Raw genomic sequence first — 12,513 nt, 5'->3', positions numbered from 1 at the left:
GCATGCTGCGACGACAGGTGAGACCACGATGACGATCGGGGGCGTGCTGCTCGCCGCCGGGGCCGGTTCGCGCATGGGCATGCCCAAGGCACTCGTCGTCGGCGCGGACGGAGAACCGTGGCTCGCGCGCGGCGTGCGAGTGCTGTCGGAGGCCGGATGCGGGCCGACCGTCGTGGTGCTCGGGGCCAGCGCCGACGAGGCAGAGGACCTACTGCCGGCCGGCGTCCCCGTCACCGTCGGGATCGCGGAAGACTGGAAGTCGGGGCTGTCGGCCTCCCTGCGCCGGGGGCTGGAGGTCGCGGCGACGTTCGACGACGTCGATGCCGTCGTCATCACCCTGGTCGATCTCCCCGACCTCGGTGTCGACGCCGTCCGTCGGGTGGCGTCGGTGCCGCCCGGCGACGCCCGCTCGGCGCTCCGTCAGGCCCACTACTCCGGACGCCCGGGTCACCCCGTGCTGATCGGCCGCGACCACTGGCTTCCGTTGCGGCGCAGCCTCACCGGGGACTCCGGTGCACGGAAATACCTCGGGGCACACGGCGCCGAGGCCGTCGACTGCTCCGACCTGGGGTCGGGCCGCGACGTCGATTCGCCGCGCGAACTCCGCTAGCCCCCGGGACGAACCGGACGCTCGTTCGATCTGACGCAACGGGCGTCCCGTTGGTCCGGCACCTTCAGCGGCTGACCGCCTTCTTGTACCGCCGGATCGCGAACGGCACGAAGATCACCAGCAGCACCGCCGACCATGCCAGGGAGGCGATGATCGGGTGCTGCAACGGCCACGCGTCGGGAACGGTCATGGCCGGGTTGGTGTTTCCGAACAGTTCCCGCACGGCCTGCGTCACCGCGGACACCGGATTCCATTCCGCGATCACCTTCAGCGGTCCGGGCAGGTTGGTGGTCTCGACGAACGTGTTCGCGATGAACGAGAGCGGGAAAATGACGATGAAGCTGGCGTTGTTGAACACCTCCGGTGTCCGGATCCACAGGCCGACCACCGCCATCACCCAGGACAGCGCGTAGGCGAACAACAGCAGGAGCAGGTAGCCGAGCAGCGCTTCGCCGAGGCTCGAGTGGATGCGCCACCCGATGATCAGGCCGGTCAGCGACATCACGACGAGGCTGACGATGTTGATCAGGACATCGGTGGAGGTGCGGCCGAGGAGCACGGCGGACGGGGCCATCGGCAGCGACCGGAACCGGTCGATGATCCCCTTCTGCAGATCCTCGACCATCCCGAGACCCGTCCACGTGGCCCCGAAGATGACTGTCTGCGTGAAGATCCCGGCGATCAGGAATTCGCGGTAGGACATCCCGGGAACCTGGATGGCACTACCGAACACGTACGCGAACAGCAGCACGAACATGATCGGTGACAACGTGGTGAACACGATGAGGTCGGGGACGCGCTTGATCTTGATCATGTTGCGCTTGGCGATCGTGAGCCCGTCCGCGAGTGCGGTGTGCACGGACGCCGTCTGTGGGGCGCTCATGAGATGTGCTCCTCTTCGGCTTCGTGTCCGGTCAGGGTGAGGAAGACGTCGTCCAGGGTCGGTCTGCGCAGGCCGACGTCGAACACCTTCACTCCTCGAGTGGAGAGGCGGCCCAGCGCCTCGACGAGGGCGTCCGCACCGCCGGTCACCGGCACCGTCACCCGGCGGACGTTTTCTTCGACGAGAATGTCGCCTGCGGCGAGCGGGGCCAGTTCGTCGCGCACGACGGAGAGCTCGATGCCCTCCCGGACGCTCAGCTCGATGCGCTCACCACCCACACGGTCCTTCAATTCGTCGGCGGTTCCGCGGGCGATGACCGAACCGTGGTCGATCACCGCGATCTGGTCGGCGAGGCGCTCGGCCTCTTCCATGTACTGGGTGGTCAGGAGAAGCGTGGTGCCCCTGGCGACGAGATTGTCGATGACGTCCCAGAGGGCCAGCCGGGCGCGGGGGTCGAGCCCGGTGGTCGGTTCGTCCAGGAACAACACTTCCGGCTCGGCCACGAGCGCTCCCGCGAGGTCGAGACGCCGGCGCATGCCACCCGAGTAGCCCTTCACGGGACGATCTCCCGCCTCGACCAGATCGAACTGTTCGAGCAGTTCACGGGCGCGCGCCTTGCTGCGTTTGCCCCCGAGGTGGTAGAGCCGCCCGACCATCTCGAGGTTCTCGAAACCGGTGAGGTACTCGTCGACCGCCGCATACTGCCCGGACGCGCCGATCCGGGATCGGAGCACCCGCGCATCGTGGACGACGTCGAGACCGGCCACCTCCGCCCGGCCGGCGTCCGGGACGAGAAGGGTGGTGAAGACCCGCACCGCCGTCGTCTTGCCTGCGCCGTTCGGGCCGAGCAGTGCCATCACCGTTCCCGACGGGACCGCGAGGTCGACCCCGTCCAGCGCTGTGACCTTGCCGTACTTCTTGACCAGACCCTCTGCCGTTATCGCATCGACCATCAGAAGTTCCCATCCGTTGGCGTGTGAACCCCAGTGTGACTCGAGGCACCGACAGGTTGCGAGGAATATTCGACGTTCCCGGCGGGCCCGGTGCGGCGGTAGTCTGAAAATCCGAGCAGGTCAGCGCGCAGATCTTCGGCAGGAGACAGTGATGTCCGACGCGACGTCGGAACTCCGGACGGGCCGTGCGGCCTTCGAGCGACGAGACTGGCGCGACACCTACGCACGACTGTCGGGCGCCGACCGGCAGACCCCACTGTCCGGTGACGACCTCGAACTGGTCGCCACCGCCGCCTACCTGCTCGGTGAGGACGACGCCAGCACCGAATGGTGGGAACGGGCGGTGCACGAGTGGGCCCGCGTGGGTCGACCGGTGCGCTCCGCGCGGTGCGCGTTCTGGCTCTCGTTCGTCCTGATCATGCGGGGCGAGCAGGCGCGCGGCGGCGGCTGGCTGGGCAAGGCCCAGCGACTGCTGGACACCGCGGGCGTCGATTGCGCCGAGCGGGGCTACCTGCTGGTGCCGCAGGGACTGCAACGGATCGACGCCGGCGACGGCAAGGCCGCCCACGACATCTTCCGTGCGATCACGGAGGCGGGCACCCGGTTCGCCGACCCGGATCTGACGACGCTCGGGGTGCTGGGCACCGGCCATTCGCTCGTCCTGCTGGGGGACGTTGCCGACGCGGTGTCCGCGTTCGACGAGGCGATGGTCGGGGTGACGTCCGACGAGGTGTCCCCGGTGGTGGCGGGGATCGTGTACTGCGCCGTGATCGAGCAGTGCCAGAACATCTGCGATCTCCGCCGGTCCAGGGAATGGACTGTGGCGCTGGAGGAGTGGTGCTCTTCGCAACCCGACCTCGTCCCGTACCGCGGTCAGTGCCTCGTCCACCGCGCCGAGATCCTGCAACTGCAGGGCGATTGGCCCACGGCGATGGACTCGGCGCGGCGGGCACACGAGCGGCTCGCCTCGCACGCCGCGGCCGGGTCCGCCGCCTACGTGATGGCCGACCTCCACCGCTTGCGCGGCGAGGTCGCCCAGGCCGAGAAGTTGTTCCTGGAGGCGAACCGCTGGGGCAGGCGACCGCAGCCCGGGCTCGCGCTGCTGCGGATGGCGCAGGGGCGGTTCGGCAGCGCGGTCGCCTCGATCCGCTGTGCGGTGGACGAGTCCACCGGCGCCGTGGAACGCGCCAGGCTGCTGCCCGCCTGCGTGGACATCCTGCTCGCCGCCGGCGACGTCTCGGCGGCTCGCACCGCCGCCGACGAACTCGACTCGATCGCAACACGGTTCGCGATCCCCTACCTGTGCGCACTGTCCGCGCAGGCGTCGGGATCGATGCTGCACGCCGAAGGACGGGGCAGCGACGCACTGACCGTTCTGCGCGACGCGTGGCGGCGCTGGCAGGACATCGGCGCGCCCTACGAGTGCGCGCGGGTCCGGGAGTCGGTCGCGCTGGTGTGCCGCGACCTGGGTGACGACGACACCGCGCAGATGGAGCACGACCTCGCGTCCGCCACCTACCGGCAACTGGGTGCCCTCCCGGACCTCGAACGCCTCCGGGCAGAGTTCCGCCCCGACCCGGCGGCCGCCACGCCGCTGACCCCGCGTGAAGTGTGTGTGCTCCGCCTCGTGGCCGCGGGCAAGAGCAACCGCGCGGTGGCGACGGAACTGTTCCTCAGTGAGAAGACGGTCGCACGGCACCTGAGCAACATCTTCGTCAAGCTGGGCATCTCGTCGAGGTCCGCGGCCACCGCCTATGCGTACGAGCATCACCTCGTCGAGCCGTCTGCATGAAAGTACCCATACGGTCGTACGTATCTGCGCCATTCTCCCGACGCGCCGAGATCGGCCCGGTCATAGCGTTGAGCATGACCACCGATCACCCGAGGGAAGAAGGCACACGATGTCCACAGAACGCTTCGACACGATCGTGATCGGTGCCGGACAGGCCGGCCTCGCCACCGGTTACCACCTCACAAGATGCGGGCAGCGGTTCGTGATCCTCGACGCTCACGACCGCGTCGGGGACGTGTGGCGGGAGCGGTTCGACTCGCTCCGGCTCTACAGTCCCGCCCGGTACGACGGTCTGCCCGGCTGGGGAATTCCCGCCCGGGGTTGGTCCTGGCCTGGTAAGGACGAGGTGGCCGACTACTTCGAGGCCTACGCGGAGCGATTCGCGCTGCCGATCCGGACCGGCACCACCGTCGACGGCCTGTCCCGTGTCGGCGACCGTTACGTCGTCACGGCGGGGACGGACCGATTCGAGGCCGACAATGTCGTCGTCGCCTCCGGAACGTGGCAGTCCCCGGTCCTTCCGGATCTGGCGGAGCGTCTCGATCCCCGGATCCGGCAACTGCATTCGAGCGACTACCGCAATCCGTCCCAACTGCAGGACGGGCCGGTGCTGGTGGTCGGGTGCAGCCACTCCGGCGCGGACATCGCGCTGGAAGTCTCCCGTTCGCATCGCACCACGATCTGCGGGCCGGTCCGCGGGGAGGTGCCGTTCGACCTCGAGGGACGCCTCGCCCACATCGCGATCCCGATCATGTGGTTCATGGCCAATCACGTTCTGACGGAACGCACACCCGTCGGCCGGAAGATGCGCACCCACGTCCGCTCGGGGGGCGGACCACTCCTGCGGGTCAAGCGAGCCGACCTGGCCGCCGCCCGTGTGGAGCACTTCCCCGCGAAGGTCACCGGCGTCCACGACGGCAGACCGGTCCTCGACGACGGCACCGCACTCGACGTCCGCAACGTCATCTGGTGCACCGGGTTCCGCAAGGACACGTCGTGGATCCAGATCCCCGTCACCGGATCGGACGGGTGGCCCGAACAGTCCCGCGGAGTGTCGCCGGACCATCCGGGACTGTATTTCGTGGGGCTGCCGTTCCTGCAGGCGTTCGCCTCGATGCTCACCGGCGGGGTGGGCAGGGATGCCGGGTATGTCGCGAAACACATTGCGCGCAGACAGACTCGGGCCGGACTCAGGCCGTCAGCACCAACCCTGACGTAGGCACACCGGTCCCGGCGGTGACGAGGACGTTCTGCACGCCGGAGACCTGGTTCACGGACGTGCCGCGGATCTGACGCACACCCTCGGCGATGCCGTTCATCCCGTGGATGTAGGCCTCGCCGAGCTGGCCTCCGTGGGTGTTGAGCGGCAGACTGCCGTCGAGGTCGATGGCACCGTCGGCGATGAAGTCCTTGGCCTCACCGCGGCCGCAGAAGCCGAGTTCTTCGAGCTGCATCAATACGTATGGTGTGAAGTGGTCGTAGAGGACGGCCAGATCCATGTCCTGCGGTCCGAGTCCGGCCTGATCCCACAGCTGCCTCCCGACCAACTCCATCTCGGGCAGACCCGCGAGCTCCGGGCGGTAGTAGCTGGTCATGATGTACTGGTCGCTGCCGCTCCCCTGAGCTGCCGCGGCGATCACGGCCGGTTTCTGCTTCAGATCCTTCGCCCGCTCCGGTGACGTGACGACGATCGCGATGCCGCCGTCGGACTCCTGGCAGCAGTCGAGCAGGTGCAGAGGCTCGGCGATGAACCGGGAGTTCTGGTGGTCCTCGAGGGTGATCGGCTTGCCGTAGAAGAAGGCGTTCGGATTGGTGGCGGCGTGCTTGCGGTCGGTGACCGCGACCCGTCCGAAATCCTCGCTCGTAGCGCCGTATTCGTGCATATACCGCTGGGCGACCATCGCGACGAACGCCGCCGGCGTCGACAGGCCGTGCGGGTAGGAGAACGCGTTGTCGGTGCCCGACGAGTTCACCTGCTGCACCAGACCGGAGTTCACCTGCCCGAACCGCATCCCCGACCGCTCGTTGAACGCCCGGTACGCCACCACCACGTCGGCGACACCGGTGGCCACGGCCATCGCCGCCTGCTGCACGGTGGCGCACGCCGCGCCCCCGCCGTAGTGGATGCGGCTGAAGAACTTCAGGTCCGGAATGCCGACCGAACGGGCCACGGCCGCTTCGGTGTTGGTGTCCATCGTGAAGGACGTCAGGCCGTCCACGTCCGCGGGGGTCAGTCCGGCGTCGTCCAGCGCCGCGGTGACCGCCTCTGCCGCCAGCCGCAATTCGCTCCGGCCCGAGTTCTTCGAGAAGTCGGTGGCGCCGATCCCGGCGATGACAGCCTTGCCCGACAACCCGCTCATGCACCCGCTCCGTTCGTGCGTCCGTCCAGGACGAGGGTCACCTTCGACGTGATGTGGTCGCCGAGACCGTTCTTCCCGACGACGTCCAGCGTGACGACGCCGTCGTCCACCGCCGCCACCGTGCCGCTCAGGGTGAGGGTGTCGTAGGCGTACCACGGAACCCCGAGGCGCAACGCGATCGACTTGATCACCGCGTTCGGTCCCGCCCAGTCGGTGACGAACCGCTGCACCAGACCCGTGTCGGTGAGGATGTTGACGAAGATGTCCTTCGACCCGCGTTGCTGCGCCAGGTCGCGGTCGTGGTGGACGTCCTGGAAATCGCGCGTCGCGAGCGCGGCCGAAACGACGAACGTCGGGTCGCCAGTCACGGTCAATTCCGGAAGCGTCGTTCCCACCGCGACATCGAGTGTGGACGTCATGACTGCTCCTTCGCTCCGCGCTGCCACGCGTACAGGGTCCACGGCGTGCCGCCCGTCTCGTCGTCGCCCGGGAAGTCGAGGTAGATCGCCTCCACCGGCATCCCGACCGTCACCTCGGCGGGGTCGACACCGCGCAGCTCACCGAGCATGCGGACGCCTTCCTCCAGTTCGACCAGCGCCACCACGAACGGCAGCGAGCGTCCCGGGACCTTTGGCGCGTGGTGGACCACGTAACTGAACACCGTCCCGCGGCCCGACGCGACGACGTAGTCCGTCGTCTCCGCCTTGTCCTTCCACAGCGCGGGCACCGGCGGGTGCTGCAGCGATCCGTCCTCCCGCTGCTGGATCCGCAACTCGTGCGCGGCAACCCCGTCCCAGAAGAACTGGGTGTCCTGCGAGGCGCTGGGCCGCATCAACTTGGCGGGGTCCAGGTCGTCGAAGGACGCGCCCCGACCGTTCGCCGAAGGTGCCATCGGTTCAGCGGGTTTCGGGGCGAACTTCAGGATGCGGAACAGCATCTCGGCCACGACCTCGCCGGTGCCGTCGCCGTTCGCGACCCGCCACAGGCTGCGGGTGGTGAAGAACCACCCCTCACCGAGGCCCGTCTTCTTCGGACCCACGAGTTCCTCGAGGGTCGTGGTGATGGTGACCTCCTCGCCGACCTTCAGGTAGCGGTGGTAGATCTGATCGCAGTTGGTGGCGACGACGGACGTGAACCCGGCCTCGTCGAGGATCGTCGTCATGCGCCCGAGCGGGTCGTCGGGTTGCCGAACCGCGTTCAGCCCCTGCATCGTCCACACCTGCGCCATCGCGGGCGGGGCCACGATGGCGTCGTGTCCCGCTGCCCGCGCCGCCGCCTCGTCGACGTAGATCGGATTCCTGTCGCCGATCGCCTCCACCCAGTTGCGGATCATCGGCAGGTTGATCGGGTCCCGCCCGGGGCGGGGAGCGCTCGGGCCCGCCGACCGGACCTCTTCTGCGGCAGCGAGAATCTGTTCGGAACTCATTTCGCGCGGCGCTCCTATCGCGGGACTCGGGGAAGTTTCAGACCGGCTGTCGCGATCAGCTCGCGCATCACCTCGTTGACACCGCCACCGAACGTGATGACGAGGTTGCGCTTCACCTGCATGTCGAGCCACCTCATGAGGTCGGCGGTCTCCGGCTCGGACGGGTCGCCGTAGCGTCCGACGATCTCTTCGACGAGCCGGCCGATGCGCTGAATACGTTCGGTGGCGAACACTTTCGTCGCGGACGCGTCGGCGATGTCGACGGCGTCCGCCTCACTCGACGCCACCTGCCAGTTGAGTAGTTCGTTGAGGCGGAACGTCGCGTGGATTTCGCCGAGCGCGCGACGTACGTCCGGCTCGTCGAGCAGTTCGTGCGCGACCGCCCAGTTGCGGATGCGGTCGTAGAGACCTCCCACCCGGCCTGCCGGTCCGAGCATGACGCGTTCGTGGTTGAGCTGGGTGGTGATCAGTCGCCAGCCCTGATTCTCCTCACCGACCAGCATGTCCGCGGGAACCCGGACGTCGGAGTAGTAGGTGGCGTTGACGTGATGCGCACCGTCGCACGTGATGATCGGCGTCCAGCTGTAGCCCGGGTCCTTGGTGTCCATGATCAGGATGGAGATGCCGCGGTGACGCGAATCCGCCGAGCCCGTGCGGACGGCGAGCCACAGGTAGTCGGCGTCGTGACCGCCGGTGGTGAAGATCTTCTGCCCGTTGACGATGTACTCGTCACCCACGCGCGCGGCCGTGGTCCGCAGCGCCGCGAGGTCGGTGCCCGCGTCCGGTTCGGTGTAGCCGATCGCGAAGTGCACCTCGCCGGCCAGGATCGCAGGCAGGAATTTGCGCTTCTGCTCCTCGGTCCCGTACTTCTGCAGCGTCGGACCCACCGTCTGCAACGTGACCGCGGGCAGCGGCACGTCGGCACGGGTCGCCTCGTTGACGAAGATCTGCTGCTCGATCTCGCCGAAACCGCGGCCCCCGAACTCCACCGGCCAGCCCACACCGAGCCAGCCGTCCTTGCCCATCCGGCGGATGACCTCGCGGTAGGTGCTGCCGTGGCGCTCCGTGCGCATCACCTCGGCCTCGGCCGGCGAGATCAGCCCGGAGAAGTAGCGCCTCAGTTCCGCTTGCAGCTCACGCTGCTCGTCGGTCAGATCGATGAACACCGGGCCCCCACGAGGTCGAGTCGGTACGAGGCGCCGCCCACGAGGCGGGCCAGGTCTTTGGCGGTCGAGTAGTAGCGATGCAGCGGGTACGTGACGTCGACGCCGATCCCGCCGTGCAAGTGGTGCAGAACCTGCATGGCGGCAGGCACTTCGGCGGCGATCCAGTACGCCATCACGTCCAGATCGTCCTGAGCGTCCAGGCCTTCGGACACGCGCCACGACGCCGCGAGCGCCGACACGTGGAGGGTGCGGGACGTGACGTAGACGTCGGCGATCTGCTGCGACACGGCCTGGAACGTGGCGAGCGGCTTACCGAACTGGTGGCGCGTCGCGAGGTGCTCTCCTGCCAGAACCGTTGCGCCCGACAGCAGGCCGTCCGCGACCGCCCCGATCGACGCCAGGGCGATGCGGTACAGCGTCTGCACGCCGTCGTCGCCGGCCGCGAGCAGTTCGCCCCGCGCGCCGTCGAATGCGATCGCGAATTCGGGGCTCCCCGACGCCGAGGGTGTCGGTGTGAGCGTGACGCCGGCCGCGCCCGGGTCCACCAGCACCACCCCGGTGTCCGTGGGCACGAGGATCCGGTGCGCCCGCTCGGCGAACGGAACCGCGAGCACATGCCCGGTGACGGAGTAGCCGTCACCGTCCGCGACCGCGGTCACCGAGGGGCGTGCCGGGAACTGCGCCCCGGGTTCGGCGAGCGCCGCGGTGAACGTGCGGCCGTCGACGAGACCGGTGAGCAGTGCGTCCTGTTGCGCGTCGTCGCCCAGCGCGACGATGGGCAGCACACCGAATCCGAGCGTTGCGAGGGCCGGGACCTGCGCCGCCTTCCGCCCGACCTCGGTGAGCAGCGCACCGACGTCGGTGACCGAGAGCCCTTCGCCGCCGAGACGTTCCGGCAGTGCGAGGGTCAGCAGGTCGGCGTCGGCGAAAGCGGCCCAGAGGGCGTCGCCGTCGAGGTCGCGGGCCAGCAGTCCGGCCGCGACCTGGGCCACGGCCTCCTGGGTTTCGTCTCGAGTGAAGTCCACGCTGACAATCCCACTTTCAATTTAGAACGTGTTCTAGTTGTATCACCATCCCGGACCTCGCGAAAGACCATCGCGACGCGGCTCAGCCCCGCGGCAGCCCGAGAATCCGTTCGGCCGCGACCGTCAGGAGGATCTGCGTCGTTCCGCCCGCGATGGACAGGCACCGCGTGTTGAGGAACTCTCGCGCCAGCGGACCCTCCACCCAGCCGTCCGCGCCACCGAGTTCCATCGCGAATTCCGCGACCGCCTGCCGCTGGCGGACACCGACCAGCTTGCGGACACTCGATTCGGGTCCGGGATCCTGACCGTCCAGCTGCCGGAGGGTGGTGCGCAGTTCGAGCTGCGAGCCGACGAGCGCGTTGCCGATGAGATGCCCGAGCTGGTCGTCGGTCACCGGGTCGCCGTCCCCCGCGAGCGCGAGCAGTTCCTCCATCGCCGCACCGAGCGAGGAGCCTCCACCCATCGCCACCCGCTCGTTCGCCAGCGTGGTGCGGGCCAGTTTCCAGCCGTCGCCGAGATTCCCGACCACCAGCTCGTCCGGCACGAACACGTCCTCGAGATACACCTCGTTGAACAGGGCGTCGCCGGTGATCTCGCGCAGCGGCGAGATGGTGATGCCGGGGCTCGTCATGTCGACGAGGAAGTAGCTGATGCCCTTGTGCTTGGGCGCGTCCCGGTCGGTGCGGGCCAGGCAGATCGCCCAGTCCGCTTCCTGCGCCCTCGACGTCCACACCTTCTGACCGTTCAGCCGCCACCCGCCGTCCACCTTCTCCGCGGACGTCCGGAGCGCCGCGAGGTCGGAGCCGGCGCCGGGTTCGCTGAACAGCTGGCACCAGATGATCTCGCCGCGCAGCGTCGGGGTCGCGAAACGCTCGATCTGCTCGGCGCTGCCGTGCTCGAGGATCGTCGGAACGGCCCACCAGCCGATCACGAGGTCGGGTCTGCCGACCCCGGCGGCCGCCAGTTCCTCCTCGATCAGGATCTGCTCCGCGGCCCGCGCACCCCGCCCGTAGGGCGCGGGCCAGTGCGGTGCCAGGTAGCCCGATTCCGCGAGAGCCGCACGCCGCTCCGACTCCGGGCGCGCCACCAGCTCGGCGATCTCGGCGCGAATCTGCGCCCGCTCGTCGTCGAGCCCCGTCAGGTCGATCGACAGGTGTCTGCGAACGCCTGCCCTCGTCAGTTCCGTGACCCGCGCCCGCCAGCGAGCGGAGCCGCCGAGCAGCTGCCGCAGCGACGTCGCGCGGCGCAAGTAGAAGTGCGCGTCGTGTTCCCAGGTGAAGCCGATCCCGCCGAGCACCTGGATGCAGTCCTTGGCGGTCTCGACGGCAGCGTCGAGCGTGATCGACGCCGCGACCGCGGCCGCGATCGGCAGCTCGCCGCCGTCCGCCTCCCACGCGTCCTCCGCCGCCACGGCCGCATCCCACGCCGCCGCACCGGACTGTTCGACGCGGCACAGCATCTCCGCGCACAGATGCTTGATCGCCTGGAACGATCCGATCGGTTTGCCGAACTGCTCGCGAATCTTGGCGTACTCCACCGCCGTTCGCAGACACCAGGCCGCGATCCCGGACGCCTCCGCCGCGGCGAGGGTCGCGGCGAGGTCGGGCACGAGCCCGTCCGGCACCCCCGCGAGCACCCGGTCGGCCGCGACCGCCACACGATCGCACCGCACCCGCGCGAGCGGGCGGCTCTTGTCGATCGTGTCGGCGACCGTGATGTGCAGGCCGTCGGATTCGCCGTCGACCAGACACCACACGACGCCGTCACCCGCGTCGGCAGGCAGCAGCACGGACACCCCCGTGTCCCCGCCGATCGCGAAGCCCGCATCGCCGGTGAGCGTCAGCCCGCCGTCGGCCCCGAGGGTCGCGTTCACCGGGGAGTTGCTGCCGAGGGCCACCGCGCACGGCATCGCGCCGTCGGCCAGGTCCTCGGACCACCGTTTCGCGGCGGCGCCGGAGCTGCGGCCGACGACGAGCGCGGCGAGAGCGGTCGAGAGAACAGGACCCGGGACGAGTTCGGTCGCGGCCTGTTCGAGCATCGCGGCGAGATCGACGATCTCCGCTCCCGACCCACCGACCGCGTCGGGCACGGCGACCGAGAAAATTCCGAGCGAGGCGAAGGACTGCCACGACGTCCGCCACGAATCTGCTGGTCCTTGCCGTACTGTGACCAGCGGGTCCGTGGACCGCGCCCAAGCCTGGATCGAACCCGCTGCAGCCCTCTGTTCCTTGGTGGTGGCGATTGTCACAACGGGTATCCGCCTCTCCTGAATGACACATTCGTCTAGAACGTGTTCTA

Annotated in this window: 11 protein-coding genes; 3 read left to right on the top strand and 8 right to left on the bottom strand. The window is 68.9% G+C overall.

The window, feature by feature from the left end:
- The first annotated feature begins 28 nt into the window (after positions 1-28).
- On the top strand, positions 29-610 hold the full coding sequence (locus G9373_RS20025) for a nucleotidyltransferase family protein (protein ID WP_005566073.1): 582 nt from the start codon (positions 29-31) through the stop codon (positions 608-610).
- A gap of 64 nt (positions 611-674) precedes the next feature.
- Here the strand turns inward: G9373_RS20025 and G9373_RS20020 are convergent, their stop codons facing one another.
- Both G9373_RS20020 and G9373_RS20015 read right to left on the bottom strand, forming a co-directional pair.
- Positions 675-1,493 (bottom strand): ABC transporter permease, encoded by an 819-nt coding sequence (locus G9373_RS20020; RefSeq protein ID WP_005244857.1) that lies wholly within the window; start codon positions 1,491-1,493, stop codon positions 675-677.
- Positions 1,490-2,446 (bottom strand): daunorubicin resistance protein DrrA family ABC transporter ATP-binding protein, encoded by a 957-nt coding sequence (locus G9373_RS20015; protein WP_005566074.1) that lies wholly within the window; start codon positions 2,444-2,446, stop codon positions 1,490-1,492. The genes G9373_RS20020 and G9373_RS20015 overlap by 4 nt, the downstream gene beginning before the upstream one ends.
- Before the next feature lie 151 nt (positions 2,447-2,597).
- Between G9373_RS20015 and G9373_RS20010 the strand changes: the two genes are divergently transcribed.
- Entirely contained in the window at positions 2,598-4,238 is a 1,641-nt protein-coding gene (locus tag G9373_RS20010) for a helix-turn-helix transcriptional regulator (protein ID WP_005566075.1), read from the top strand.
- A 109-nt stretch (positions 4,239-4,347) separates the two neighbouring features.
- A complete protein-coding gene (locus G9373_RS20005) occupies positions 4,348-5,457 on the top strand; it encodes an NAD(P)-binding domain-containing protein (RefSeq protein ID WP_167116461.1) in 1,110 nt (369 codons plus the stop codon).
- On the opposite strand, the gene G9373_RS20000 is transcribed toward G9373_RS20005, so the two are convergent.
- The 6 genes from G9373_RS20000 to G9373_RS19975 all read right to left on the bottom strand — a co-directional run bounded on the left by G9373_RS20000 (position 5,429) and on the right by G9373_RS19975 (position 12,463).
- Positions 5,429-6,598, bottom strand: coding sequence for a lipid-transfer protein (locus tag G9373_RS20000; RefSeq protein WP_005244861.1), 1,170 nt, complete (start codon positions 6,596-6,598; stop codon positions 5,429-5,431). The genes G9373_RS20005 and G9373_RS20000 overlap by 29 nt on opposite strands.
- Positions 6,595-7,017, bottom strand: coding sequence for a MaoC family dehydratase (locus G9373_RS19995; RefSeq protein WP_005566081.1), 423 nt, complete (start codon positions 7,015-7,017; stop codon positions 6,595-6,597). The genes G9373_RS20000 and G9373_RS19995 overlap by 4 nt, the downstream gene beginning before the upstream one ends.
- Positions 7,014-8,024, bottom strand: coding sequence for a bifunctional MaoC family dehydratase N-terminal/OB-fold nucleic acid binding domain-containing protein (locus G9373_RS19990; RefSeq protein WP_005566083.1), 1,011 nt, complete (start codon positions 8,022-8,024; stop codon positions 7,014-7,016). The genes G9373_RS19995 and G9373_RS19990 overlap by 4 nt, the downstream gene beginning before the upstream one ends.
- Positions 8,025-8,038: 14 nt before the next feature.
- A complete protein-coding gene (locus tag G9373_RS19985) occupies positions 8,039-9,190 on the bottom strand; it encodes an acyl-CoA dehydrogenase family protein (protein ID WP_005566085.1) in 1,152 nt (383 codons plus the stop codon).
- Positions 9,175-10,215 (bottom strand): acyl-CoA dehydrogenase family protein, encoded by a 1,041-nt coding sequence (locus tag G9373_RS19980; RefSeq protein ID WP_133986015.1) that lies wholly within the window; start codon positions 10,213-10,215, stop codon positions 9,175-9,177. Before G9373_RS19980 ends, G9373_RS19985 begins: the two co-directional genes overlap by 16 nt.
- Positions 10,216-10,297: 82 nt before the next feature.
- On the bottom strand, positions 10,298-12,463 hold the full coding sequence (locus G9373_RS19975) for an acyl-CoA dehydrogenase (protein WP_167116458.1): 2,166 nt from the start codon (positions 12,461-12,463) through the stop codon (positions 10,298-10,300).
- Between the last annotated feature and the right edge of the window lie 50 nt (positions 12,464-12,513).

The sequence above is a fragment of the Rhodococcus sp. A14 genome (assembly GCF_011603105.1).
GTDB classification, from domain to species: Bacteria; Actinomycetota; Actinomycetes; order Mycobacteriales; family Mycobacteriaceae; genus Rhodococcus_F; species Rhodococcus_F opacus.
Note: the sequence above shows the minus strand (reverse complement) of the source record. Positions and strands in the feature narration are given on the sequence as shown.